We start from the raw sequence: 24748 nt of genomic DNA on the forward strand, positions 1-24748 counted from the left end.
ACATGGTGCGCAAACTCGGAACCGCAGTCGGGTGCCTCCTGATCCTGGTGTGGTGCCTGCTGCCAGTGGCCTGGATCATCTCGCTGTCGTTCAAGACGCAGGAGTCCATCACGGTGGGCAACCCCGGGTTCCTGCCCGCCGAAGGCACCAACGCCGGCTGGCAGAACTACATCGACGTCTGGGACAACGAGCAGTTCCGCCGGGCGATCCTCAACTCGGTCGGCATCGCGCTGATCGCCACGGTGGCCTCGGTCATCCTCGGCACGCTGGCCGCCTACGCCATCGCCCGGCTCGAGTTCAAGGGCAAGAAGTTCGTGCTCACCACGGCACTGGCGATCGCGATGTTCCCGGTGGTCTCCCTGGTCGGCCCGCTCTTCGACATGTGGCGCACGCTCGGCCTCTACGACACCTGGCCGGGGCTGATCATCCCCTACATGAGCTTCACGTTGCCGTTGGCGATCTGGACCCTCACCGCGTTCTTCCGGGAGATCCCGTGGGAGCTCGAGCAGGCCGCCCAGGTCGACGGCGCCACGTCATGGCAGGCGTTCCGCAAGATCATCGTCCCGCTCGCGGCACCCGGTGTGTTCACCGCCGCGATCCTGACCTTCTTCTTCGCCTGGAACGACTTCGTCTTCGGGATCTCGCTGACCTCCACCGAGAACGCCAGACCGATCCCAGCGGCGCTGTCGTTCTTCGTCGGCGCCGACCCGTTCAACCGGCCGGCATCCCTGCTCGCCGCCGGGGCCGTGATTGCCACGATCCCGATCATCGTCATCGTGCTGGTGTTCCAGCGCAAGATCGTCGCCGGTCTGACCTCCGGCGCAGTGAAGGGTTAGGGAGAACCTCATGGCCAAGATCCAGATGAAGAACATCGTCAAGAAGTACGGCGACGGGTTCCCGGCGGTCAACGACGTCAGCATCGACGTGGCCGACGGGGAGTTCGTGATCCTCGTCGGGCCGTCCGGGTGCGGCAAGTCGACCCTGTTGCGGATGATCGTGGGGCTCGAGGACATCTCGTCGGGCGACATGATGATCGGCGAACGACGGGTCAACGACCTCGCCCCCAAGGAGCGCAACCTGGCGATGGTCTTCCAGAACTACGCGCTCTACCCTCACCTGACCGTCTACGAGAACATCGCGTTCCCGCTCCGTCTCGCCAAGGTTCCCGACAAGGAGATCGACGAGAAGGTGCGCCACGCGTCCAAGACGCTCGAGCTCGACGAGCACCTCGACCGCAAGCCCGGCAACCTGTCAGGCGGTCAGCGCCAGCGAGTCGCGATGGGGCGGGCGATCGTCCGCGAGGCCGACGCGTTCCTCTTCGACGAGCCGCTGTCGAACCTCGACGCCAAGCTCCGTGGCCAGATGCGCACCGAGATCTCGCGGCTCCAGAAGCGCCTGGGCATCACCACGGTCTACGTCACCCACGACCAGACCGAGGCGATGACGCTGGGCGATCGGGTCGCCGTGCTCAAGCGAGGCATCCTGCAGCAGCTGGCCACCCCGCGCGAGCTCTACACCCAGCCGAACAACCTGTTCGTGGCCGGCTTCATCGGCTCGCCGCCGATGAACTTCCTGCCCGCCACCGTCGAGGGCAACACCATCTCGTTGCCGTTCGGCAAGGTGAACCTTCCGCCGGACAAGGCGGCAAAGGCGCAGGGCAAGGGGCTGCTCATCGCCGGCATCAGGCCCGAGCACTTCGAGGACGCCTCCGTGGCGGCGAACGCCGACGAGGGCTCCACGTTCAGTGCCAAGGTCGACGTGGTGGAGTGGCTCGGCAACGAGGCCTACGCCTACATCCCGTTCGAGGCCCCGCCCGAGGTGCAGGAGCAGCTGACCCAGCTCGAGAAGGACCTCGACGGCGAGTCGATGCGCACCCAGCTCGTGGTCTCTCTCGACGGCGCGTCCATGGTGGCCGCCGGCGACGACGCCAGGATCTGGGTCGACGCGTCCAAGATCCACCTGTTCGACCCCGCCACGGGCGAGAACCTCACCCTGGAGCGCACCGTCCAGGACAACGAGCAGGCCGATGACACGACCCGCGCACCCGGGGGCGGGCCCAGCGAGGAGCCCGAGATCACGCGAGTGCGCGAGGGCAACTGACCCCTGGTGAGCGGGTGGCTGTTTCGACGGCCACCCGCTCACTGCCATTTCAGGAGCGGCGCAACAGGTAGGTGTCCATCACCCAGCCGGACGTCGCCTTCGCGTGCGCCCTGGCGGCCTCGATCTCGGGGAGTACGTCGACCAGGGGCCCGGCGACCAACGCCTGGTCGGGGGTCCCGAGGTTCGCCCCCCACCAGATGTGCCAGCCGGGTTGGTCCTTCAACGTCGTGCAGGACAGCGAGCCGTCGAGCATGACGACGAGGTTGTCGTGCCCTTGGTCGACTGCCTCGGCCAGCCGTCGCCCGGTGGTGACCAGGATCGGCTGGCCGACCTCGTGCAGCACGATGCGGTGTGCCGCGGCCAGCACCTGCAGGCTGGAGATGCCGGGCAGCACGTCGTAGTCGAACGTGACGTTGCCGCGGGCCAGGATGCGCTCGACGATGCGAATCGTGGAGTCGTAGAAGGCCGGGTCTCCCCACACCAGGAACGCCGCGTCGCCGTCGCGTTCGAGCAGCACCTTCTCGTACGCCGCGGCCCGGGCGTCGTGCCAGTCACCGACCGCGCCGGTGTAGTCGGCCGGGTCGTTGCGGTCGCGCGGCGGGTCGGGGACCGGCACCAGCTCGGGGTTGCCGTGCCGACGGCAGATCTCTCGGCGAGACTCGAGCAGCGGGTCCTCGGCGGACTTCGCCGCCGCGATGACGAAGTCGACGCCCTCTATCGCGGCCGCGGCCGCCAGGGTGAGCTGGTCGGGGTGGCCCGAGCCGATCCCGACGAGGCGCACGCGGCGGGTCACCCGCGGTCCTCGAGGTCACCCTCGAGGTCGAGGTAGACCTGCTGCATGGCGGCGATCACCTCGGGGTCGGGCTCGGCCCACAGGTCGCGCTCGGCGGCCTCGTGCAGCCGTTCGATGATGCCGCGCAGCGCCCAGGGGTTGGCGTCCTTCATGAACTCCTGGTTGGTCTCGTCGAGGACGTACTCGCGTGCGAGCGCGTCGTACATCCAGTCGTGGACGACGCCGGCGGTGGCGTCGAACCCGAAGAGGTAGTCGACGGTGGCGGCCAGCTCGAACGCACCCTTGTAGCCGTGCCGCTGCATCGCACCGATCCAGCGTGGGTTGACCACCCGGGCCCGGAAGACGCGGGCGGTCTCCTCGGCCAACGTGCGGGTGCGGACGGCGTCGGGCGTGGTGGAGTCGCCGACGTACGCCCGCGGGGTGTTGCCGGTGAGCGCGCGGACGGTGGCGATCATGCCGCCGTGGTACTGGAAGTAGTCGTCGGAGTCGGCGATGTCGTGCTCGCGGGTGTCGATGTTCTTCGCGGCCACGTTGATCCGGCGGTAGTTGGCCTGCATGGCGTCGGCGGCCGGGGCGCCGTCGAGGCCACGGCCGTAGGCGAAGCCACCCCACTGGGTGTAGACCTCGGCCAGGTCCTTGTCGTCGCGCCAGTTGCCGGACTCGATGACCTGCAGGATGCCCGCGCCGTACGCGCCCGGGCGGGAGCCGAAGATGCGGGTCGTGGAGCGGCGTACGTCGCCGTGCTCGGCCAGGTCGGCCTGGGCGTGGGCCCGGACGAAGTTCTGGTCGAGCGGCTCGTCGAGCTCGGCGGCCATCCGGATCGCGTCGTCCAGCATGGCGATCACGTGGGGGAAGGCGTCACGGAAGAACCCGGAGATGCGGACCGTGACGTCGACGCGCGGGCGGCCCAGCTCGTCGAGCGGGATCACGGTCAGTCCGTTGACCCGACGCGACGCGGGGTCCCACTCGGGGCGGATGCCGATCAGGGCGAGGACCTCGGCGATGTCGTCGCCGGAGGTGCGCATGGCGCTGGTGCCCCACACCGAGAGGCCGACCGACTTCGGGTACTCCCCCGTCTCGGTGAGGTAGCGCTGCACGAGCGACTCGGCCATCGAGACACCGGTCTCCCAGGCCAGGCGCGACGGGACGGCGCGGGGGTCGACGGTGTAGAAGTTGCGCCCGGTCGGCAGCACGTTGACCAGCCCGCGCAACGGCGATCCGCTCGGGCCGGCCGGGATGAACCCGCCGTCGAGGGCGTGCAGCACGGCATCGAGCTCGTCGGTGGTCTTCGCCAGCCGGGGCACGACCTGGGTGGCGGCGAAGCCGAGGATGGCCGCGACCTCGGGAGCGCTCTCGGACTCGTGCCGGGCGATCACCCGGGCCACTGCGTCCGGCTGCCAGTCGGCGTCCTCCATGCCCTGGACCAGGGCCTTGGCGCGTGTCTCGATGGCGTCGACCTCGGTTGTCGTCGGCTCACTCGGTGGTCGAGTAGATCCCGAGGAACGAGGGGTCGTATCGAGACCCAGTCCGAGGGCGTGCCGCAGGCCGGGCAGGGAGGCCTGGGTGCCGCCCCAGATCTGGGTGGCCCGCAGGATCGCGAGCACCAGGTTGACCCGGGCCTCGCCCTCGGGTGCCTGGCCGAGGATGTGCAGGCCGTCGCGGATCTGCGCGTCCTTCACCTCACACAGCCAGCCGTCGACGTGCATGATGAAGTCGTCGAACTCCTCGTCGCCGGGCTGGGCCTCGAGGCCGAGGTCCTTGTGCATCTGGGCGGCCTGCATGAGCGTCCAGATCTGGGCCCGGATCATCGGCAGCTTGGGCGGGTCCATCGCGGCGATGTTGGCGTACTCGTCGAGGAGCTGCTCGAGCTTGGCGATGTCGCCGTACGACTCGGCGCGCGCCATCGGCGGGATCAGGTGGTCGACGATGGTGGCGTGCGCGCGGCGCTTGGCCTGGGCGCCCTCGCCCGGGTCGTTGATCAGGAACGGGTAGATCAGCGGCAGGTTGCCGATCACCGCGTCGGTCGCGCAGGTGGCGGCCAGGGCGGCGTTCTTGCCGGGCAGCCACTCCATCGAGCCGTGCTTGCCGAGGTGCACGACGGCGTGGGCGCGGAAGCCCTTCTCGACCCAGCGGTACGCCGCGAGGTAGTGGTGGCTGGGGGCCAGCTCGGGGTCGTGGTAGATCGCCACCGGGTTCTCACCGAACCCGCGCGGCGGCTGGATCATCAGGACGATGTTGCCGGCCCGGAGCGTGGCCAGCACGATCTCCTGCTGGTCGTTGACGAACAACGTGCCGGGGGCAGCTCCCCACGCTTCGACGATCTCTTCCTTGAGCTCGTCCGGGAGGTCGGCAGTCCACTTCTCGTAGTCCTGCTTGGGGATTCGCACATGGCTCTCGTCGAGCTGGGCGGAGGTGAGCCACTCCTCGTCCTGGCCGCCGGCCGCGATCAGGGCGTGGATCAGTGCGTTGCCGGCGGCGGTGTCGTCGTCCATGGCGAGGAGCTCGTGGACGTCGAACGTGGCCCCCTCCGTCGAACGTGCGGGCGCACCGAGGTCGTAGCCGGCGTCGCGCAGCTTGCGGAGCAGCCGGATCGTCGAGACCGGGGTGTCCAGGCCGACCGCGTTGCCGATGCGGCTGTGCTTGGTCGGGTACGCCGACAGCATCAGCGCGAGCCGGCGGTCCTTGGGCTCGATGTGGCGCAGGCGCGCGTGGTTGACCGCAATTCCGGCCACCCGGGCGCAGCGCTCCTCGTCGGCGACGTAGCGCGGCAGGCCGTCCTCGTCGATCTCCTTGAACGAGAACGGGGCGGTGATGATCCGCCCGTCGAACTCGGGGATCGCGATCTGGTTGGCCGAGTCGAGCGGGGTCACGCCGTCGTCGCTCTCCTCCCACTCGGCGCGGCTCGAGGTGAGGCAGAGCCCTTGCAGGACAGGGATGTCGAGCGCCTTCATGCGTTCGACGTCCCACGCCTCGTCGTCCTCACCGGCGCTCGCGGTGCCCGGCGTGGTGCCACCCGCGGCGAGCACCGTCACGATCACCGCATCGAGGGTGCCGAGGGCGTCGTACAGCTCGTCGGGTGCGGCGCGCAGGGACGAGGAGAAGATCGGCAGGCCGACCGCCTCACCGGTGGCGTCGATCGCGTCGGCCAGCGCGTGCGCGAACGCGTTGTTGCCGCTGGCCTCGTGGGCCCGGTAGTAGAGCACTCCGACCCTCGCCGTGCCCGGTTCGCCCGCGGGCGACGGGCGTTCCGACCAGCCCCACTCGGGGACCACCTGCGGGGCCTCGAAGCCCTCACCGGTCAGCAGCACCGTGTCGGAGAGGAACGCGTGCAGGTTGGTCAGGTTCACCGGCCCGCCCTGGGCAAGGTAGGCGTGGGCCTCGGCCGCCGTACCGACCGGGACGGTCGAGTGCCCCATCAGCTCGGCGTCGGGGGTCTGCTCACCGCCCAGCACGACGACGGGGACGCCGGCGGCCAGCACGGTGTCGAGTCCGGCCTGCCAGGAGCGGGCGCTGCCGAGGATGCGTACGACGACGAGGTCGGCACCCTCGATCACACCGGGCAGGTCAGCCTCGACGTCGAGGCGCGACGGGTTGCCGAGTGCGAAGTCGGGCCCGGCAGCGCGTGCGGAGAGCAGGTCTGTGTCCGAGGTCGAGAGCAGGGCGATGCGAGTCATGACTTCTCCTGGAGGTTCATCGTCCGAGCGTCGTCGGACTGGATTTGTCGCGGCAGGCGGTACGCCTCGACGGGTTGGTGTGTGACGAGGTGGTCGGTGGCGATGGTGCGGGCGACGTCGGGCGTGACGCCGCCGTACCAGACGTCGTCGGGCTGCACCGAGACGACGGGTGCGTGGTTGCAGGGGAACTGACAGCCGGTCTGGGTGATCAGCACCTCGTCGTCCCCCTGCTCGAGACGCATCAGCTCGAGGGCGAAGGCCTCCGCGGTCTTGTCCGAGCCGAGCGCCGTGCAGCGCGGCCCCCGGCAGACGAACAGCTGGTGACGGTGGCCCGGCACGTCCTCCCAGGCCGCCGAGGTCAACGGCGCCTCGGTGCCCGCGATGGGGCGGGTGACGTCGAGGACGAGATCGAGGTCGAGATCGTTGCGCATCATCGCCGTGGCCACCTCGATCACCGGAGGCTCACCGGCCCGTTCGCGCCACCAGTGCGAGGCGATCCGACGCAGCCACGAGTTCGCGGGTGCGAGGGTGCCGAGGCTGACCCCGACCAGCGTGATGTGTGTGGCGCCGGCGTCGGCCAGCCGGGTCAGCTCACGGTCCAGCGACGGATCGCCCATCTGCAGGAACGCGACGGTGCCGTCGTGGCGCGCGGCAACTGCCGTCAGCCGGTTGCGCGCGTCGGCCTCACGGACGGACATTCCAACCAATACGAGTGCCGTCACCGGCGGTCTCCAAACCCTCGTGGAACATGACGCGCCGTGGCCGGTCTCCTGGCTTCCGTCTCAGCGTCTCTGGCCGACCTTCCCGGGACTTCTCCCAGTGGTCCGGCGCCCTCCCCGTTCTCAGGGGTGAGCACCGCAAGGGCCGTCAACTCGACGGTTACAGTGGCGAGGGCCGCGCCGGCATCGAACCGGCTTCCCGAACACCACGGCACTGGCACCGTATCAACGCCCCCGCCCACCGCGTCGACCCGTCGCCAGTTCTGGGCGACCCGTCGTGAGTTCCGGGCGACCCGTCGCCAGTTCCGGGCGCCGTGGGACGATGCCGCCGTGAGTTCGCCAGCAGCACGCCATCGCGCTGACCTGTGCCCGGGAGTCCTGCGCCCCTGGCCGGCCGATGACGGTGCGCTCGTGCGGCTGCGCCTGGTCGGTGGTGAGATCACGCCCGCAGCGCTGGCCCAGCTGCTCGACGTCGCGACGACGTACGGCGACGGCACCGTGCACCTGACCAAGCGCGCCAACCTGCAGCTGCGTGCCCTTCCCACCGACGACGGCTGCCTGGCGCCCGAGGTGGTGGCCGCCATCGAGGCGACCGGCCTGCTGCCCTCGCCCACCCACGAGCTGGTCCGGAACATCATGGTCTCGCCACTCAGCGGGCTGCTCCCGGACCAACGTGGAACATCGCAGGCACCAGGTGACTGGGATGTTCCGCGCAGTGGCCGGGCCAACCTGCGTCCGGTCGCCCGAGCACTCGACGAGGGCCTGTGCGCCCACCCTTCGTTGGCCGCCCTGCCGGGGCGTTTCCTCTTCGTCCTCGATGACGGTCGCGGCGACCTCCTGGATCGCCCGCTCGACCTGGGCCTGGTCGCGGTCTCCGAGACCGAGTGCCAGCTGCGCATCGGCACCCGCGCCTGGGGGCCGGTGGTGCCCCTGGACGAATCAGCCGCACGCCTGGTCGGGCTGGCCCGGGCGTTCCTCACCGTGCGCGGACAAGGTGCCTCGGCTGCGTGGCACGTCGACGAGCTGTCCGCGCCACCCGAGGCGCATCCACGCGATCCCCGTACGCGCGTGCATGCCCGGCCACCGGCGTACGGCGCACTCACCCACCGCGTCGAGCACGTCGCCGTACCCGACGGGTTGCTGACCCGCTCGCTCGTCCAGCGCCTGCTCGTGGACGCTCCGCAGCATCTCGTGGTCACACCGTGGCGCAGCGTGCTCGTCGTCAACGCGTAGTCTGAGCCCGTTCTGGAGCCAGGAACCCGGTGCGAGTCCGGGGCGGTTCCGCCACTGTGAAGCCCGAGAGGGCCAAGCCAGACACTGACGCCAGGACAATCCCGCACACTGCCGCATTGGGGCGAGAACCCCGAGGAGTGAACATGTCCGCACCGGCTGCACCGTCCCGGCCCCCGCGCTGCTACGACTACATCGACGACGGCTCCGCGATCTACGTCGACTCGTTCGCGACGATCCGCGCGGAGTCGCGCTTCGACCACCTCCCGGCCGATGCCGAGAAGGTCGCCGTCCGCATGGTGCACGGCACCGGGCAGACCGACCTGACCGGTGACCTGGTCATCCATCCGGGTCTGGTGCGGGCTGCGCGCGACGCGTTGGGCGCCGGCGCGCCGATCATCACCGACGCCCACATGGTCGCCTCGGGTGTCACCCGAGCCCGGCTCCCCCGCGACAACGACGTGGTCTGCCTTCTGCGCGACGAGCGCGTCCCCGGGTTGGCGCGAGAGTTCGGCACGACGCGGTCGGCGGCCGCCTTCTCGCTGCTCGGCGACCGGCTCGAAGGATCGGTGGTGGCCATCGGGAACGCCCCGACCGCACTGTTCCACCTGCTCGAGATGCTGGCCGACGGGGCTCCCCGGCCGGCCGCGATCATCGGCTGCCCGGTCGGGTTCATCGGCGCCGCCGAGTCGAAGGACGCGCTGGCCGCCTTCGCCGACGACCACGGCATCGACATCCCGTTCCTGACCGTCCGCGGCCGCCGGGGCGGCTCCGCGATGACCGCCTCCGCCCTCAACGCACTCGCCCAGGAGCAGGAATGACCGGCCGTCTCTACGGCGTCGGGCTCGGCCCCGGCGACCCCGAGCTGATCACCCGCAAGGCCGCCCGGCTGATCGGCGAGGCCGACGTGATCGCCTACCACGCAGGGGTCGGCAAGGAGTCGAACGCGCGACGCATCGCGGCCGACCTGATCCCCGACGGCGTCGTCGAGGAACTGCTGCGCTACCCCGTCACGACCGGCCCGACCGCCCACCCGGGTGGGTACGCCGGCGCGATGGCCGAGTTCTACGAGTCCTGTGCCTCCCGGCTGTCTGATCATCTGGCCGCCGGCCGCACGGTCGTCGTACTGGCCGAGGGCGACCCGCTGTTCTACGGCTCGTTCATGTACCTCCACGACCGGCTCTCACCGAGGTTCCCGACCGAGGTCGTGCCGGGGGTGCCCGCGTTCGCCGCCGCCACGGCCGTCGTCGCGACACCGCTGGTGCGGCAGACCGACGTCCTCACCGTCCTGCCGGGCACCCTGCCGGTGCCCGAGCTGGCCCGCCGGCTGGCCGACACAGACGGTGCCATCATCATGAAGCTGGGACGGCGGTTCCCGGGTGTGGTCGACGCGTTGGCGCAGGCCGGACGTCTCGAGCACGCGTGGTACATCGAGCGCGCCTCGATGCCCGCCGAGCGCTGGATGAAGGTGACCGACGTCGACCCGTCGTCGGTTCCGTACTTCTCGCTGATCGTCGTGCCCGGTGACTCCCTGACCGACGACCCCGGCGGGCGGAGGCCGGCGCTGGTTGCGGAGGCCCGGCAGGGTGCGCAACTTCCTCGACCGGCGGCTGCCGAACTGCTCGTGATCGGGCTCGGGCCCGGCCCGGACGACTGGCTGACCCCCGAGGCCAGCGCGGCACTCGCCGACGTGCAGCACGTGATCGGCTACGCGCCGTACGTCAACCGTGTGCCGCAGCGAGCGGGTCTCACCCGCCACGCGTCCGGCAACACCGTGGAGGTCGACCGGGCCCGGCTCGCGCTCGAGCTGGCCCGTTCGGGCGAACGGGTCGCGGTGGTCTCCGGCGGTGACGCGGGCGTCTTCGGCATGGCGTCGGCGGTCTTCGAGGCGGCCGAGGGCGAGTACGACGACGTGCCCGTGCGCGTGCTCCCCGGGGTCAGCGCGATCCAGGCCGTCGCAGCCCGTGCCGGTGCTCCCGTGGGCGCCGACTTCGCGGTGATGAGCCTGAGCGACCGGCTCAAGCCGTGGTCCGTCATCGAGGACAGGTTGCGTGCCGTCTCCGAGGCCGACCTCGTGCTCGGCATCTACAACCCCGCCTCACGTTCGCGCACGGACCAGATCGTCCTGGCCCACAAGGTGCTGCTCGCACACCGCTCCGCGGAGACCGTGGTCGTGGTCGGGCGTGACATCGGTCGCGCCGAGGAGTCGCTGACCGTCACCACGCTCGGTGAGCTCGACCCCGCGACGATCGACATGAAGTGCCTGCTGATCATCGGCGCCTCGAGCACCCGGCGTACGGCGAACGGCCAGGTCTGGACGCCCCGCTTCGTCGACCCGTCGTGAGTTTCGGTTCGGGCGCTGAACTGGCGACAGGTCACTCAGAACTGGCGACAGGTCGATCGAGACTGGCGACGGGTCAGCGCTTGAGGGAACGGTCGCGGGCGGGGTCGTAGAGGTAGGACTCGGCCATCTCGTGCGTGACGAGCGACGGGTCGATGGCGGGACCGACCATGATCAACGCGGCCTGGCGCAGGTCCGCGGCCTCGACCTGGTCGGCGATGCCGGCGAGGGTGCCACGCAGCACCAGCTCCGACGGCTGGCTCACCCGGGACACCACGGCAGCCGGGCAGCCGGGCCCGTAGTGCTCCGCCAGCCGCGTCGCCAGCTCACGGGCGCGGGTGATGGCCAGGTGCAGCACCAGCGTCGCGCCGGTGGCCGCGAAGTTGTCGAGGGTCTCCCCCGACGGCATCTCCGTCGACCGGGCCTGAGCGCGGGTGAGCACCACCGACTGGGCCAGCTTCGGCACGGTCAGCTCGCGGCCGAGCGCGGCGGCCGCGGCGGCGTACGCGGGAATGCCGGGCGTGACGTCCCACGGCACCTGCGCGGCGTCGAGTCGTCGGGTCTGCTCGGCCAGCGCCGAATAGACCGACGGGTCCCCCGAGGTGAGGCGTACGACGTCCTGCCCGGACGCGTGCGCGTTGACCATCACCGCCGTCATCTGGTCGAGGTCGAGGTCCTGGGTGTCGACGCGGACGGCGTCGGCTCGGCAGTGCGAGAGCACCTCGTCGTCGAGATAGGTGCCGGGATAGAGCACGACATCGGCCCCGGACAACAACGTCGCCGCGCGCAGGGTGATCAGGTCGGCCGCACCGGGGCCGGCGCCGACGAAGTGGATGGTCATGACTGCTCCTTGACGAGGGCCCACTGGGTGACGGTGCGGGCGGGGGTCCACCCGGTGAAGGTGCCGATCGGTGCCGCGGTCTCGACCTGGTGCCGGGTCAGCTCGCCGCCGTACTCCTTGTGGGCCGCGGCCAGCACGACCTCGGTCTCGACGGTGACTCCGTGGACGACCAGACGACCGCCAGATCCCAGTGCAGCAAGGGAATTCTCGATCACCCCGTCAACTGTGGCACCGCCACCGACGAAGATCGCATCGGGCTTCGGCAGGCCGGCGAGGGCCGCGGGCGCCCGCCCTTCGACGACCTTCAGCGCGGGTACGCCGAGGGCCAGCGCGTTGCGCGTGATGCGGGCGGCACGCTCGGCGTTGCCTTCGACGGCGATCGTGCGGCAGGTGTGGTGGGCCCGCATCCACTCGATGCCGACGGAGCCGGCACCGGCGCCGACGTCCCAGAGCAGTGCGCCGGGGGTGGGGGCGAGCCGGGCCAGTGCCGAGGCACGCAGGTCGCGCTTGGTCAGCTGTCCGTCGTGCTCGAAGGCGTCGTCGGGAAGGCCCGCCGACCAGCCGCCGACGAGGGGCCCGACGAGCTCGAGGGCGATCACGTTGAGCTGGGGCGCGCGGCCTCCCCACTCCGCAGCCGTCGTGTTGAGGCGGGTCTCGTCGCGCGAACCCAGGTCGGCCAGCACGGTCATCTTCGACTCGCCGTAGCCGGCACCGACGAGCAGTGCGGCGACCTCTGCCGGCGTACCGGCGTCGGAGGAGAGCACCACGAGCCGGTGCCCGGGCGCGAGTGCGCGCAGCACCGCGTGGGCGTCGCGACCGACGGCACTGACCACGTCGACCGCCTCGGAGTCCCAGCCCATGCGGGCGCGGGCCAGTGCCACCGAGGAGACGGCGGGTTCGACGACGACGGCGCTGCGCCCGAGCAGGTCGACCAGGGTGCCGCCGATGCCCGAGACGAACGGGTCACCCGAGGCCAGGGCGACCACGCGTCGGCCGTCGTACTTCCACAACAGGGCGGGCAGGCCGTCGCGCAGCGGAGAGGGCCACGGCTCGCGCACCTGGCCGGGCACGTCGGGCAGCATGTCGAGATGGCGGGTCCCGCCGAGGACCACCTCGGCGTCGAGCACGCGCTGGCGGAGGGCGGCCGTGACGCCGGGCCAGCCGTCCGCGCCGATACCGATGACGGTGACTGCTGACATGGGGCCGACCCTAATCGGTCAGCGAGCCATCGCGAACCAGCGTCCGCCGCGACGCCCCACCTCGATGGGGTGGTCGAACGTCTCCGTGACCAGGTCGGAGGTCAGCGTCTGCTCCACCGGACCGGCCGCGACGATGCGACCCGCGCGCAGGAGGACGGCGTGGGTGATCGACGCCGGGAGCTCCTCGAAGTGATGGGTGACCGTCACCGACGTGAGCCCCGGAATCACGTTCGGCAGGTCGGTGATGGTGTGGATCATCTGCTCGCGGGCGGCCACGTCGAGCCCGGTGCTCGGCTCGTCGAGCAGCAGCAACGGCGGGTCGGGCATCAGCGCCCGGGCGATCAGTGCGCGACCGCGTTCCCCCTGCGACATGGTGTGCCAGTGCGGGTCGTCGGCGTCGATGCCCAGGGTCTTCATCAGCAGGTGTGCTCGCTCGTGGGTCTCGGACGACGGGGTCCAGCGCGGCACCATCTCGTTGGTGCCGGTCTCGCCGGTGAGCACGACCTGCTCCACGGAGAGGTTCGTGCCGATCTGGTGGCGCGGGTTCACGTGACCGATCGAGCGCCGCAGCTCGCGCAGGTCGACCCGGCCCAGCTTGTGGCCGAGCACGTGCACCTCGCCCCGGCTCGGGAAGGTGACCGCGCCGAGGATGTTGAGCAGGGTGGTCTTGCCGGCACCGTTGGGTCCGATCAGGGCCCAGTGCTCACCACGGCGGACGGTCAGCGAGATGTCGTCGAGCAGGGTGCGACCGCCGCGGGTGAAGGCGACGTCGCGCAGCTCCAGGGCATGGCCGGCATTGCTTGCGCTCACCACGCAACCGTACGACGTACACCGGGCCTTCCTGCCCGGGTGGTGGCCACGTGGACAACCCGGTGGCGCGACCGGATACCGTGGCGCCGAAGGCACGAGGTGCCCCGAAGGTCGCCGTCATCCGACGGAGGTCGAGGGGAGAATCTGGGAAGCCGGTGAGAATCCGGCACAGGGCCCGCTGCGGTGACTCAGGCATTCCGTCCGACGGAGTGACCTCGAGAAGTCCGAAGACCGGCCTCGCGCCGCCACCAGTTCGTTGGCGAATGAGAGCGGGAGCCCCCAATGCCACAGCCCCACCCTGTCCAGCGCTATCCCTTCAGCGCGGTCGTCGGTTCCGACGACATGGCCCTCGCCCTGGTCCTCACCACGATCTCCCCGTCCGTCGGCGGAGTCCTCGTGCGCGGGGAGAAGGGCACTGCGAAGTCGACGATGGTGCGCGCACTTGCCGCAGTGCTGCCGTCGATCGAGGTGATCGCCGGCGACCGGTTCTCCACCGATCCCCACGAGGCCCACCCCCTCTCCCCCGACGGCCCGTTCGCCGCGGACGTCGACACCGAGACCCGACCAGTGCGCCTGGTCGAGCTGCCGGTCGGCGCCACCGAGGACCGCGTGCTCGGCTCGCTGCACCTCGAGAAGGCGCTCTCGTCGGGCGTCGCCGAGTACGAACCCGGCCTGCTGGCCCGCGCGCATCGCGGCATCCTCTACGTCGACGAGGTCAACCTGCTCCACGACCACCTCGTCGACCTGCTGCTCGACGCCGCCGCGATGGGCCGCTCGACCGTCGAGCGTGACGGCGTCTCGGTCGAGCACGCCGCCCGCTTCGTGCTGGTCGGCACGATGAATCCCGAAGAGGGCGAGCTGCGCCCGCAGCTGCTCGACCGCTTCGGCCTGACCGTCGAGGTCGCCGCACCGCGCGACCCGGCCCTGCGGGTCGAGGTGGTCCGCCGCCGGATCGCGTTCGAGACCGACCCTGCCGCCTTCGCCGCGGCGTACGCCGACTCCGAGCGGGCACTGACCGACCGGATCCTGGCCGCCCAGAAGCTGGTCGACCAGGTTGCCCTCGGCGACGCCGCCCTGCTCAAGATCGCCGAGATCTGCGCCGCGTTCGACGTCGACGGCATGCGCGCCGACATCGTCACGGCCCGCGCCGCGGTCGCGCACGCCGCCTGGCACGGTCGTACGTCGGTCGCCCGCGAGGACGTCCGTGCGGCGGCCCGGTTGTCGTTGCCGCACCGGCGACGCCGCAACCCGTTCGACGCACCCGGGATCGACGAGGACCTGCTCGACCAGCTGCTCGGTGACGACGACTTCCCGCCCGAGCCGGACGGCCCTGATGACGACGGTCCGGGCGACGGTGGGCCGGGTGACGGTGGAACTGGCGACGGTGGAACTGGCGACGGTGGAACTGGCGACGGTGGGCCGGGCGACGACAACGCGGGCGACGATGGTCTCGAGACGGGCGCTGGCGCGCCCTCCTCGACCAACGAAGGAGGCCGCGCGCCCTCCTCGACCAACGAGGAAGCAGGCGCGCCCTCCTCGACCAACGAGGAAGCGGGCGCCACCTCCTCGACCGACGAGGCTGGCGCGCAGGACGTCCCGGTTGCCGAGGAGGTGGCCCGCACGCACGCGCCGTACCGCCCCAAGCTGTTCACGGTCACCGGCACCGGAGCGGGCGAGTCCGGGCGGCGCAGCCGCGCGGTCACCTCGTCGGGCCGCCGGATCGGCGCGACGAAGGCGACCGGCCGGGGCGGTTCGATCCACCTGACCGAGACCATCCGGGCCGCCGCACCCCATCAGGTGATCCGCGGCCGGGTCGGGGGCGCGCTGACCTTCCGGGCCAGCGACCTGCGCGTGGCGACCAAGGAGGGCCACGAGTCGAACCTGATCCTCTTCTGTGTCGACGCGTCCGGCTCCATGGCTGCGAAGAAGCGCATGGAGCAGGTCAAGACCGCGATCCTCTCGCTGCTGCTCGACGCCTACCAGCGCCGCGACAAGGTCGGGCTGATCACCTTCCGCGGGAACGACGCACAGCTCGCCCTGCCGCCCACGAACTCGGTCGACATCGCCGCCGCCCGGCTCGAACAGCTGCCCGCCGGTGGTCGTACGCCGCTCGCCGAGGGCCTGCTCAAGGCGGCCGAGGTGCTGCGCCTCGAGCGCATCCGCGACCCGCGTCGCCGTCCGCTGCTGGTGGTGGTCACCGACGGACGGGCCACGTCCGGGGCGGACGCCGTACAACGCTCGCGGCAGGTGGCGACGCACCTCGCTGCCCAGGGCACGGCGTCGCTGGTCATCGACTGCGAGGTCGGCCGGTTCCGGATGGGCCTGGCCGACGCGCTGGCCACCGACCTGATGGCCGAGTACGTGCCCGTCGGCGAGGTCAGCGCCAGTGCACTGACCGGCGCCGTCCACGGATCGCTCGGCACGACAGAAGGAGCGGCCTGATGGCCAAGGGAGTCCCCGCACACGTCCCCGACGACGGGCTGACCACGGCGCAGCGCCGCAACCAGCCGTTGCTGATGGTCAACACCGGCGACGGCAAGGGCAAGTCGACGGCCGCGTTCGGGCTGGCCATCCGCTCCTGGAACCAGGGGTGGAACGTCGGCGTCTTCCAGTTCGTGAAGTCCGCCAAGTGGCGCATCGGCGAGCAGACCGTGCTCGAACGGCTCGGAGAGCTGCACACCGAGACCGGCGAGGGCGGCCCGGTCGAGTGGCACAAGATGGGCTCGGGCTGGTCGTGGAGCCGCAAGGAGGGCACCGACGAGGACCACGCCCGCGACGCCGCCGAGGGCTGGGCGGAGGTCAAGCGCCGCATCGCGGAGGAGCGCCACGACCTCTACGTGCTCGACGAGTTCACCTACCCGATGGAGTGGGGTTGGGTCGATGTCGACGACGTCGTCGAGACGCTGGTCAACCGACCGGGTCGGCAGTACGTCGTGATCACCGGCCGCCGCGCGAACCCGAGGCTGGTCGAGGCCGCCGACCTGGTCACCGAGATGACCAAGGTCAAGCACCAGATGGACCGCGGCCAGAAGGGCCAGCGGGGCATCGAATGGTAGCGCTGCCCCGGCTGGTGATCGCTGCACCCGCCTCGGGGCACGGCAAGACCACGATCGCGACCGGCCTGATGGCTGCGCTCTCGCGGCGCGGCCTGTCGATCAGCGGCCACAAGGTCGGGCCTGACTACATCGACCCGGGCTACCACTCGCTGGCCACCGGGCGTCCCGGCCGCAACCTCGACCCCCACCTGGTCGGCGAGGAGCTGCTGGTGCCGCTGCTGCTCAACGGCGCCCGGGGTGCAGACGTCGCGGTGATCGAGGGCGTCATGGGGTTGTACGACGGCCAGATCGGCGGCGACGGATTCGCCTCCACCGCCCACCTCGCCACGGTGACCCGCTCCCCCATCGTCCTCGTCGTCGACATCTCCCACGCGTCACGGTCGATCGGTGCCGTCGTGCAGGGCATGGCGTCCTACGACTCGTCGGTCGAGATCGCCGGGGTCATCCTCAACAAGGCCGGGTCGGTGCGGCATGCCGACGAGGTACGCCGCTCGATCGACCTGCCGGTGCTCGGCGTGCTCCACCGCGACGACGGCATCGTCGCACCCTCGCGACACCTCGGGCTGGTGCCGGCCGACGAGCGCGACGAGGCAGCGGCGACCCTGGAGCGATTGACCGACCGGATCACCGAGCGGATCGACCTCGACGCCGTCCTGGCCCTCGCCCATCTGGCGCCTCGTCTCGACGCCGAGCCCTGGGACCCGACTGTCGCCCTGCAGACGTCCTGCAGAGCGGCGGCTCCGGCGACCCCGGTGCAGGACGCAACGCCGGACGTCCTGCGAGGCGGTGGCCCCGACGACCACGATGCAGGACGTCCCGATCGACGACCGGTCATCGCGATGGCCGGTGGGCGTGCGTTCACGTTCCGCTACGCGGAGACCGAGGAGCTGCTGCGCGCCGCCGGGTGCGACGTGGTCACCTTCGACCCACTCCACGACGACGCGCTGCCGGCGGGCACGGCCGGCCTCTATCTGGGCGGCGGATTCCCCGAGGTCCACGCCGCCGGCTTGAGCGCCAACGAGGCCTTGATGGGCGAACTCTCCGCTGCCATTGCGTCGGGCATGCCGACGGTCGCCGAGTGTGCCGGGCTGCTCTACCTCTGCCGCACCGTCGACCACGCCGCCATGGTCGGCGCGCTGCCCGCGGACGCCCGGATGACCCCGCGCCTCACGCTGTCCTACCGCCGCGCGGAGTCACCCGTCGCGACGTTGTTGGGACGCCCCGGCGAGGTCGTCACCGGCCACGAGTTCCACCGGACGACGGTGACGCCGGCCGCGTCCGACGTCCCGGCCTGGCACGTCGACGACCAGCCGATCGGGTTCGCCTCCGACACCGTGCATGCGTCGTACCTGCACACACACTGGGCCGGGCATCCTCAACTGGCGCAGCGCTTCGCGGATGCGGCGTGTGCGTATGCGGAGGCCCCTGGCCCGCTGGTTGAGGAGGGCAGCGCCCCCCTGGTTGAGGAGGGCCGTCAAGGCCTGTCTCGAAACCTTGGGGCCTGTGGTTTCGAGACAGGCGCAGAGCGCCTTCCTCAACCAGCGGGAGCCGTCGCCGAGCGCCCTGGTCGACCAGCGGATCCGTTGCGGCACCACGGGGACACCGAGGCCGGGGAGGGCCTGGTCGACTTCGCGGTCAACGTGTACGACGGCCCGCGGCCGGCCTGGCTGCACGAGGCGCTCCTCGCCAGTCTCGACGGGATCGGCGCCTACCCCACCGCGGTTCAGGCCGAGCACGCGATCGCCCGCCGACACGGTCGACGCGATGGCGAGGTGCTGGCCACCGCCGGTGCGGCCGAGGCGTTCTCACTGATCGCCCGGATGCGCCCGTGGCGGCATCCGGTCGTCGTGCACCCGCAGTTCACCGAGCCCGACGTCGCGCTGACGATGGCCGGCCACCGACCCGCGCACGTGCCCTGTGACCCGGACGACGGATTCCGCCTGGACCCCACCCAGGTGCCCGATGACGCCGACCTCGTCGTGATCGGCAACCCGACCAACCCGACCGGCGCACTCCACCCCGCGGCGACCATCCGTGCCCTGCTGCGACCGGGGCGACTGGTCGTGGTCGACGAGGCGTTCATGGACGCCGTGCCGGGTGAGACCCAGTCCCTCGCCGGCGCCACGACACCGGGCCTGGTCGTCGTACGCAGCCTCACCAAGCTGTGGTCGATCCCGGGGGTGCGCGCGGGCTACGTGCTCGCGGAGGCCGCGGTCGTCGACGACCTGCGGGCCCAGCAGGTGCCGTGGTCGGTCTCGACGACGGCGGCCGCTGCGATGGTGGCCTGTTGCAGTGACGACGCCGCATCGGAGGCGGCCGAACGTGCCCGGCAGGTCGTCGTACGCCGCAAGGTCCTCACCGACGGGCTGGCCGAGCTCGGCGTCGACCATCTCGCCTCGGACGGGCCGTTCGTGCTGGCCCGGGTCGACCCGGGCCTCCGGGCGCGGCTGCGCACGGCCGGGTTCGCCGTCCGCCGGGCCGACACGTTCCCGGGCCTGGACGAGACGTGGATCCGCATCGCCGTGCGCGCTCCCGAGCCCACGCGCAAACTCCTGTCGGTGCTGGGGATCGAGCTCGGTGACGCCGGTCGTGTCCAATGTCCGGCCGGCGGTGTCGGTGGCGACCTCGATGCTCTAGGGTGAAGCACGTTGGGCTCGAGGAAGCCGGTGTAACTCCGGCACAGTCGCGCTACTGTGACATCGCTCCGGCGGTGGAGTCAGACCCGAGGGCCCAGCGGAATCCCCACTAGTTCAGGGACGCACCATCCCTCAGGAGGACACATGTCTCAGGCAACCCCCGCCATCTCGACGGCCGGCCCCGACGCGATCGAGCTCCCCTCGATCCCGCTGGCCCAGATCGCCCCGTGGGCGCTCTTCTACGGTCTCGTCGCGCTGCTCGCGCTCTTCTTCATCAGCACCGACCAGGGCGCCACTTCGCTGATCTCCGGCACCGCGATCCACGAGTGGGTCCACGACGGTCGCCACCTGCTCGGCTACCCCTGCCACTGATCCACGCCTGACGTCCTGCACGCCGGTCGCTCCGGCAACCACTCCGCAGGACGTCCAGCGCAACGTCCTGCGTGCAGGCTGCTCCGGCAACCACTCCGCAGGACCTCCGTCGCCACGTCCTGCACGCCGGTCGCTCCGGCGACCGCTCCGCAGGACGTCCAGCGCAACGTCCTGCGTGCAGGCTGCTCCGGTCGCCGCACCGCAACGTGCGCGCCCCTCTCTGATCGGAACGACCCATGACTGCACGCAACATCCTGATCCGGGGGCTCATCGCCGGATTCATCGCCGGCATCTTCGGCTTCCTCGTCGCCCACCAGGTCGGCGAACCGCACGTCGAGAAGGCGATCGCCCTCGAAGAGGCAGGCACGGCTGACGAAGCCGAGGCGCCCGAGGAACACGGCCACGAAGAAGGCGCGGCCCACGAGCACGACGCCGCAGAGGCGGGCGGCACAGCGCATGAACACAGCCACGAGGCCGGGCACAGCCACGGCGAGGCGGCCGAGGTCTCCCGAGGCAACCAGCGCACCTGGGGCCTGCTCACCGGGACCCTGATCGTCGGTACGGCGCTGGGCGGGCTCATCGCGCTCATCTCCGCAGCCGCGATCGGCCGGGTCGGCCGGCTGCGTCCCGCCGCATCGACGGCACTGGTCACCGCGATCGGCTTCGCGTCCTTCGCCCTGGTGCCGTTCTTCAAGTACCCCGCGGCTCCCCCGGCCGTCGGGTCGGGCGACACGATCGGCGAGCGCACCGGCTACTACTTCATCTTCCTGGCCATCTCGGTGCTGGCCGCCGTGGCCGCCACGTTCCTGGCCCGTCGCCTGCTCACCCAGGTCAGCGTGTACGCCAGCGTCGTGATCGGCGCCGGCGCCTACCTCGCGGTCGTCGTACTCGCCGCGGTCGCGATGCCGACGGTCAACGAGCTGGGCGACTTCCCGGCCGACACGCTGTGGTACTTCCGCCTGTCGTCGCTGTTCACCCTGGCCACCATCTGGGGCGTCATCGGCGTCGTGCTCACCGGCCTGGTCGGCCGCCTCGACGCGGTCGCCGTGGCCCGGGCCGAACGCCGCGAACTCGCCGCGTCGATCTGAGCCACCGTTGAAGCATTCCGTGCCGCGTGCCCTGGGACTGCTCCTGGGGTTCGCGGCCGACCGCGCGCTCGGGGACCCTGCACGGTTCCACCCGGTGGCCGGCTTCGGCCGGCTCGCGACCCGCGTCGAGAAGCTGACGTACGCCGACTCGCGGGCCCGCGGTGCCCTCCACAGCGCCCTCCTGGTGGGCGGCGTCGGGCTCACCGGTGCCCTGGCCGAACGCTCCACCCGTGACCGTCCGGTCGTGCGGACCCTGCTGACCGCCACCGCCACCTGGGCCGTCCTGGGCGGCACGTCACTCGGTCGTGAGGCCGAGGCCGTGCACTCCCGACTGCACGACGGGGACCTGCCCGCGGCACGGCAGCGGCTCACCCACCTGGTCGGCCGTGACACCTCGCGTCTCGACGAGTCCGGGGTTGCCCGGGCCACCATCGAGTCCGTCGCCGAGAACACCTCCGACGCCGTGGTCGCGCCACTGGTCCTCGGAGCGGTGTTCGGCGTTCCCGGTCTCGTCGGCTACCGCGCTGCCAACACGCTCGACGCGATGGTGGGCCACCACAACGAGCGCTACGAGAACTTCGGTTGGGCCTCCGCACGCCTCGACGACCTGCTCAATCTCGCCGGTGCGCGGCTGTCCGCCCTGCTCGCAGCAGGTCTCGCGCCCACGGTTGGTGGCTCGCCGCGCGCCGCGTTCGCCGCCTGGCGCAAGGACGCCCGCCATCACCCGAGCCCCAACGCCGGGCCGGTCGAGGCGTCGTTCGCCGGGGCGCTCGGCGTACGGCTCGGTGGTGTGAACACCTACGGCACACGGGTCGAGGACCGGCACACCCTCGGGAGCGGCGGTGCTCCCGGGGCCACAGACATCGCCAGGGCGGTCCGACTCGCCGACCGGGTTGATCGGGGTTCGGTCGTCGTCGCGGCCGCCCTGGCGATGGCCCGACGAGGTCGCTGACGACTAGGCGCCGCGGCGAACCAGCCAGGCGTCGGCGGCAGCGGGGTCGGTGACCACCTCGACGTGGGACGCCGACGCGGCACGGCGTACGACGACCACCGGCACGCCCAACTCTGCCGCGGCCTCCATCTTGGGCCAGGTGAACGAGCCACCGGAGTCCTTGGTGACCACGACATCGGCGGCGTGCTCGCGCATCAGGGCCAGCTCGCCGTCGAGGCGATAGGGACCACGACTCGTCAGCAGGGTCCACGGGGCCGGCAGTTCGAGGTCGGGAGGGTCCACAACCCGCACCAACGCTGACGATTCGGCCAACGGCTCCACGAAGCGGGCGAGCGACTGCCGGCCCACGGTGAGGAAGGGCCGCTCCCCCAGCGTGGCGGTCAACGCGGCCGCTTCGTCGTGGTCGTCGACCCAGTGCCACGTCTCTGCGCCGGGCGCCTGGGCCCAGCCGGGTCGCTCGAGACGCAGCAGGGGCACGCCGGTCGCCGCGCACGCCGCGATCGCGTTGCGGGTCATGCCCTCCGCGAAGGGATGCGTGGCGTCGACGACCGCAGTCACGTGCTCGTCACGAAGGTGGCCGACCAGTCCGTCCACGCCACCGAAGCCACCGATGCGCACGGGTCCGACGGGCAGCCGCGGACGCGCCACCCGCCCGGCCAGCGACGAGGTGAAGGTGGCGCCGCGTTGTTCGAGCAGGAGGGCGAGCTCACGCGCCTCGCCGGTGCCGCCGAGGAGCAGGACGTTCATCGCGACGCTCCCGGGGGCAGGATCGCGAGGTCGGCCGGTGCACCGCGCTCGACCAGCTCGAGGAGGGCGTCGACGTCGAGGTGCTCCTCGACGAGCGCGCCGAGCAGGTCGAGCCGGGCCTCACGCTGCTCGGGGAAGCTCACGTCGGAGGAGCGCCACTCACGCCCCGCGGCGCTCGCTGCGGCTGCGAGGAAGGCGCGCCGGAACTCGTCGCCCTCGAGGCTGCCGTGCCACATCGTGCCGAACACTGCGCCCGCACGCGCTCCACCGAGGAACTCCTCGCCGGAGCTCCGGGTGATGCGGCCGTGGTGGATCTCGTAGCCGGTCGTCTCCACACCCAGCGCCTCACCGGTCGGCAGCCGCAGCGCCTTCTCCTCGGCGAACGTCGTGGCCACGTCGAGCAGGCCCAGGCCCTCGACATCGGCGCCGGCCACGCCCTCCACCCCCGTCGGGTCGATGATCCGACGACCGAGCATCTGGAAGCCACCACAGATGCCGAGGACCGGCTTTCCTGCCGCGGCGTGGTCGAGGATCGCGCGGTCCAGCCCACGCGACCGCAGCCAGGCCAGGTCGGAGATCGTCGCGCGGGTGCCGGGCAGCACCACGAGGTCGGCGTCGGCCATCGCCCGCGGGTCGCTGACGAACACCACGTCGAGGCCCGGCTCGATGCCGAGTGCGTCGACGTCGGTGAAGTTCGAGACCCTGGGCAGCCTGACCACTGCCACCTTCATGGCTGCAGCGCCGTCCGGCGTACGACGTCCCTCGAGGTCGAGTGCGTCCTCAGAGTCCAACCAGAGGTGGGGATTCCACGGCAGTACGCCGAACACGCGCCGACCGGTGAGCGCCTCGAGCTGGTCGAGGCCGGGGGTCAGGAGAGTGGCGTCGCCCCGGAACTTGTTGACCACGAACCCGGCGATCAACGCCTGGTCGGCCGGCTCCAGCAGCGCGACGGTGCCGAACATCGCGGCGAACACACCACCCCGGTCGATGTCGCCGACGACTACGGTCGGGATCGATGCGTGCCGGGCCAGGCCCATGTTGACGTAGTCGCTCTCACGCAGGTTGATCTCGGTCGGGCTGCCCGCGCCCTCGGCGATCACCACGTCGTAGCGCGCGGACAGGTCGTCGAAGGCGTCGTACGCCGCGTGCGCGAGGTGGCGTCGTCCGTCCACGAAGTCGCGGCTGGAGATCTCACCGGCAGGCTGGCCCATCACCACGACATGGCTTCGCCGGTCGCCCCCGGGCTTGAGCAGCACCGGGTTCATCGCCGCCTCGGGCTCGGCCCCGGCGGCCAACGACTGGATCCACTGGGCCCGCCCGATCTCGGCGCCGTCGCCGCAGACCATGGAGTTGTTCGACATGTTCTGCGACTTGAACGGCGCCACCTTCAGGCCCCGTCGCATCAGTGCGCGGCACAGCCCGGTGGTCACGATGCTCTTGCCGGCGTCGGAGGTGGTGCCGGCGACGAGAAGGGCACCACGAGTCATGTCCGAACCCTATCGGCGCCGGGACCCGCGCGAGTCAGCGCGGCCAGACCTCGGACGAGCCGCGGCGATGGCTGGCCATCAGGTGGGTGTCGACGATGCCGACCGCCTCCATCAGTGCGTACATCGTGGTCGGCCCGACGTGGGCGAACCCCTTCTTCTTCAACGCCTTCGAGAGCGCCAGCGACTCGGGCGACTGGGTGGGCACGTCGGCGTACGTCGTCGGCTCGGGGGTCTCGGACGGCTGGAAGGACCAGACGAAGTCGACCAGCCCACCCTCGTCGCGCAACGCGAGCGTGGCCCGGGCATTGGTGATCGTGGCGTCGACCTTGCGCCGGTTGCGCACGATGCCGACATCGGCCATCAGGCGCTCGCGGTCGGCGTCGTCGTACGCCGCGACCTTCTCGGCGTCGAACCCGTCGAAGGCGGCGCGAAAGTTCGGCCGCTTGCGCAGGATCGTGGCCCACGACAGTCCCGACTGGAACGCCTCGAGGCTGATCCGCTCGAAGAGCGCGGTCTCCTCGCGGATCGGCATGCCCCACTCGGTGTCGTAGTAGTCGCGCATCATCGGATCGGTCGCCGCCCAGGTCGGCCTGGCCAGTCCGTCGTCACCCATCACCGTCATGGAGGTCAGTCTGCCAGCGGTGACGAACTGCGGCAGTTCGTCTGGTCCGGACCGCCACGCACGCTCATCGCGTGGCCGATC

Annotated in this window: 20 protein-coding genes and 4 riboswitches; of the genes, 11 read left to right on the forward strand and 9 right to left on the reverse strand. The window is 71.1% G+C overall.

Annotation, left to right across the window (positions count from 1 at the left end):
- Positions 1-2 precede the first annotated feature (2 nt).
- Positions 3-836, forward strand: coding sequence for a carbohydrate ABC transporter permease (locus tag ASH02_RS11925; protein ID WP_056681424.1), 834 nt, complete (start codon positions 3-5; stop codon positions 834-836).
- Positions 837-846: 10 nt separating this feature from the next.
- Positions 847-2100: an ABC transporter ATP-binding protein gene (locus ASH02_RS11930; RefSeq protein ID WP_056681425.1), complete on the forward strand. Its 1254-nt coding sequence runs from the start codon at positions 847-849 to the stop codon at positions 2098-2100.
- A 49-nt stretch (positions 2101-2149) separates the two neighbouring features.
- Here ASH02_RS11930 and cobF read toward each other — a convergent pair whose 3' ends face one another.
- Genes cobF through ASH02_RS11945 form a run of 3 tightly spaced genes read right to left on the reverse strand, consistent with a single transcriptional unit; the run spans position 2150 to position 7265 of the window.
- Positions 2150-2893 carry a precorrin-6A synthase (deacetylating) gene (cobF, locus tag ASH02_RS11935; protein WP_056681426.1) on the reverse strand — a complete coding sequence of 248 codons (744 nt, stop codon included), beginning with the start codon at positions 2891-2893 and terminating at the stop codon, positions 2150-2152.
- Entirely contained in the window at positions 2890-6567 is a 3678-nt protein-coding gene (cobN, locus tag ASH02_RS11940; protein WP_056681427.1) for a cobaltochelatase subunit CobN, read from the reverse strand. Before cobN ends, cobF begins: the two co-directional genes overlap by 4 nt.
- A complete protein-coding gene (locus ASH02_RS11945; RefSeq protein WP_056681428.1) occupies positions 6564-7265 on the reverse strand; it encodes a (2Fe-2S) ferredoxin domain-containing protein in 702 nt (233 codons plus the stop codon). Before ASH02_RS11945 ends, cobN begins: the two co-directional genes overlap by 4 nt.
- Positions 7266-7310: 45 nt before the next feature.
- Positions 7311-7512, reverse strand: a riboswitch (cobalamin riboswitch).
- A gap of 104 nt (positions 7513-7616) precedes the next feature.
- Between ASH02_RS11945 and ASH02_RS11950 the strand changes: the two genes are divergently transcribed.
- The 3 genes from ASH02_RS11950 to ASH02_RS11960 all read left to right on the forward strand — a co-directional run bounded on the left by ASH02_RS11950 (position 7617) and on the right by ASH02_RS11960 (position 10860).
- A complete protein-coding gene (locus ASH02_RS11950) occupies positions 7617-8519 on the forward strand; it encodes a hypothetical protein (protein ID WP_056681429.1) in 903 nt (300 codons plus the stop codon).
- Positions 8497-8626: riboswitch (cobalamin riboswitch) on the forward strand. (Overlaps the previous gene by 23 nt.)
- Before the next feature lie 36 nt (positions 8627-8662).
- Entirely contained in the window at positions 8663-9337 is a 675-nt protein-coding gene (locus ASH02_RS11955) for a precorrin-8X methylmutase (RefSeq protein WP_056681430.1), read from the forward strand.
- Positions 9334-10860, forward strand: a complete 1527-nt coding sequence (locus tag ASH02_RS11960; protein WP_056681431.1) for a precorrin-2 C(20)-methyltransferase — start codon at positions 9334-9336, stop codon at positions 10858-10860. Before ASH02_RS11955 ends, ASH02_RS11960 begins: the two co-directional genes overlap by 4 nt.
- A 73-nt stretch (positions 10861-10933) precedes the next feature.
- Here the strand turns inward: ASH02_RS11960 and ASH02_RS11965 are convergent, their stop codons facing one another.
- The 3 genes from ASH02_RS11965 to ASH02_RS11975 are packed head-to-tail and all read right to left on the reverse strand — an operon-like array spanning position 10934 to position 13707.
- A complete protein-coding gene (locus ASH02_RS11965) occupies positions 10934-11698 on the reverse strand; it encodes a cobalt-precorrin-4/precorrin-4 C(11)-methyltransferase (protein ID WP_056681432.1) in 765 nt (254 codons plus the stop codon).
- Positions 11695-12897 carry a precorrin-6y C5,15-methyltransferase (decarboxylating) subunit CbiE gene (cbiE, locus tag ASH02_RS11970; protein WP_056681433.1) on the reverse strand — a complete coding sequence of 401 codons (1203 nt, stop codon included), beginning with the start codon at positions 12895-12897 and terminating at the stop codon, positions 11695-11697. The genes ASH02_RS11965 and cbiE overlap by 4 nt, the downstream gene beginning before the upstream one ends.
- Before the next feature lie 18 nt (positions 12898-12915).
- Positions 12916-13707, reverse strand: coding sequence for an ABC transporter ATP-binding protein (locus ASH02_RS11975; protein ID WP_082563945.1), 792 nt, complete (start codon positions 13705-13707; stop codon positions 12916-12918).
- Between the two features lie 90 nt (positions 13708-13797).
- Positions 13798-13961: riboswitch (cobalamin riboswitch) on the forward strand.
- A gap of 28 nt (positions 13962-13989) precedes the next feature.
- Here ASH02_RS11975 and ASH02_RS11980 point away from each other — a divergent pair.
- The 6 genes from ASH02_RS11980 (at position 13990) to ASH02_RS12005 (ending at position 21811) form a co-directional block, all read left to right on the forward strand.
- Positions 13990-16149 (forward strand): VWA domain-containing protein, encoded by a 2160-nt coding sequence (locus ASH02_RS11980; protein WP_056681434.1) that lies wholly within the window; start codon positions 13990-13992, stop codon positions 16147-16149.
- The gene (gene cobO, locus ASH02_RS11985) at positions 16149-16763 is read left to right on the forward strand and encodes a cob(I)yrinic acid a,c-diamide adenosyltransferase (protein ID WP_056681435.1); all 615 of its coding nucleotides are present in this window, start codon (positions 16149-16151) and stop codon (positions 16761-16763) included. Before ASH02_RS11980 ends, cobO begins: the two co-directional genes overlap by 1 nt.
- Positions 16757-19405, forward strand: coding sequence for a cobyrinate a,c-diamide synthase (locus ASH02_RS11990; protein ID WP_056681436.1), 2649 nt, complete (start codon positions 16757-16759; stop codon positions 19403-19405). Before cobO ends, ASH02_RS11990 begins: the two co-directional genes overlap by 7 nt.
- A 4-nt stretch (positions 19406-19409) precedes the next feature.
- Positions 19410-19499, forward strand: a riboswitch (adenosylcobalamin (AdoCbl) riboswitch).
- A gap of 44 nt (positions 19500-19543) precedes the next feature.
- Positions 19544-19771, forward strand: a complete 228-nt coding sequence (locus ASH02_RS11995) for a CbtB-domain containing protein (RefSeq protein ID WP_056681437.1) — start codon at positions 19544-19546, stop codon at positions 19769-19771.
- 236 nt (positions 19772-20007) lie between these two features.
- Positions 20008-20859: a CbtA family protein gene (locus tag ASH02_RS12000; protein ID WP_056681438.1), complete on the forward strand. Its 852-nt coding sequence runs from the start codon at positions 20008-20010 to the stop codon at positions 20857-20859.
- A 19-nt stretch (positions 20860-20878) separates the two neighbouring features.
- A complete protein-coding gene (locus ASH02_RS12005; protein WP_200951142.1) occupies positions 20879-21811 on the forward strand; it encodes a cobalamin biosynthesis protein in 933 nt (310 codons plus the stop codon).
- Positions 21812-21814: 3 nt separating this feature from the next.
- Here ASH02_RS12005 and ASH02_RS12010 read toward each other — a convergent pair whose 3' ends face one another.
- From ASH02_RS12010 to ASH02_RS12020, 3 genes are read right to left on the reverse strand one after another with little or no spacing between them, the layout of a single operon-like run.
- On the reverse strand, positions 21815-22558 hold the full coding sequence (locus tag ASH02_RS12010) for a cobalt-precorrin-6A reductase (RefSeq protein ID WP_056681440.1): 744 nt from the start codon (positions 22556-22558) through the stop codon (positions 21815-21817).
- A complete protein-coding gene (locus ASH02_RS12015) occupies positions 22555-24045 on the reverse strand; it encodes a cobyric acid synthase (RefSeq protein WP_056681441.1) in 1491 nt (496 codons plus the stop codon). The genes ASH02_RS12010 and ASH02_RS12015 overlap by 4 nt, the downstream gene beginning before the upstream one ends.
- A gap of 34 nt (positions 24046-24079) precedes the next feature.
- Positions 24080-24667: a DNA-3-methyladenine glycosylase I gene (locus ASH02_RS12020; protein ID WP_056681442.1), complete on the reverse strand. Its 588-nt coding sequence runs from the start codon at positions 24665-24667 to the stop codon at positions 24080-24082.
- Between the last annotated feature and the right edge of the window lie 81 nt (positions 24668-24748).

It is taken from the genome of Nocardioides sp. Soil796 (genome assembly GCF_001429525.1).
Classification (GTDB): domain Bacteria; phylum Actinomycetota; class Actinomycetes; order Propionibacteriales; family Nocardioidaceae; genus Nocardioides.

What these genes read in the sequence shown, in the direction of transcription:
- ASH02_RS11925 (WP_056681424.1), top strand. Translation starts at nt 3, where the DNA reads ATGGTGCGCAAACTCGGAACCGCAGTCGGGTGCCTCCTGATCCTGGTG.
- ASH02_RS11930 (WP_056681425.1), top strand. Translation starts at nt 847, where the DNA reads ATGGCCAAGATCCAGATGAAGAACATCGTCAAGAAGTACGGCGACGGG.
- cobN (WP_056681427.1), bottom strand. Translation starts at nt 6,567, where the DNA reads ATGACTCGCATCGCCCTGCTCTCGACCTCGGACACAGACCTGCTCTCC.
- ASH02_RS11945 (WP_056681428.1), bottom strand. Translation starts at nt 7,265, where the DNA reads ATGTCCGTCCGTGAGGCCGACGCGCGCAACCGGCTGACGGCAGTTGCC.
- ASH02_RS11955 (WP_056681430.1), top strand. Translation starts at nt 8,663, where the DNA reads ATGTCCGCACCGGCTGCACCGTCCCGGCCCCCGCGCTGCTACGACTAC.
- ASH02_RS11960 (WP_056681431.1), top strand. Translation starts at nt 9,334, where the DNA reads ATGACCGGCCGTCTCTACGGCGTCGGGCTCGGCCCCGGCGACCCCGAG.
- ASH02_RS11965 (WP_056681432.1), bottom strand. Translation starts at nt 11,698, where the DNA reads ATGACCATCCACTTCGTCGGCGCCGGCCCCGGTGCGGCCGACCTGATC.
- cbiE (WP_056681433.1), bottom strand. Translation starts at nt 12,897, where the DNA reads ATGTCAGCAGTCACCGTCATCGGTATCGGCGCGGACGGCTGGCCCGGC.
- ASH02_RS11980 (WP_056681434.1), top strand. Translation starts at nt 13,990, where the DNA reads ATGCCACAGCCCCACCCTGTCCAGCGCTATCCCTTCAGCGCGGTCGTC.
- cobO (WP_056681435.1), top strand. Translation starts at nt 16,149, where the DNA reads ATGGCCAAGGGAGTCCCCGCACACGTCCCCGACGACGGGCTGACCACG.
- ASH02_RS11990 (WP_056681436.1), top strand. Translation starts at nt 16,757, where the DNA reads ATGGTAGCGCTGCCCCGGCTGGTGATCGCTGCACCCGCCTCGGGGCAC.
- ASH02_RS11995 (WP_056681437.1), top strand. Translation starts at nt 19,544, where the DNA reads ATGTCTCAGGCAACCCCCGCCATCTCGACGGCCGGCCCCGACGCGATC.
- ASH02_RS12000 (WP_056681438.1), top strand. Translation starts at nt 20,008, where the DNA reads ATGACTGCACGCAACATCCTGATCCGGGGGCTCATCGCCGGATTCATC.
- ASH02_RS12010 (WP_056681440.1), bottom strand. Translation starts at nt 22,558, where the DNA reads ATGAACGTCCTGCTCCTCGGCGGCACCGGCGAGGCGCGTGAGCTCGCC.
- ASH02_RS12015 (WP_056681441.1), bottom strand. Translation starts at nt 24,045, where the DNA reads ATGACTCGTGGTGCCCTTCTCGTCGCCGGCACCACCTCCGACGCCGGC.
- ASH02_RS12020 (WP_056681442.1), bottom strand. Translation starts at nt 24,667, where the DNA reads ATGACGGTGATGGGTGACGACGGACTGGCCAGGCCGACCTGGGCGGCG.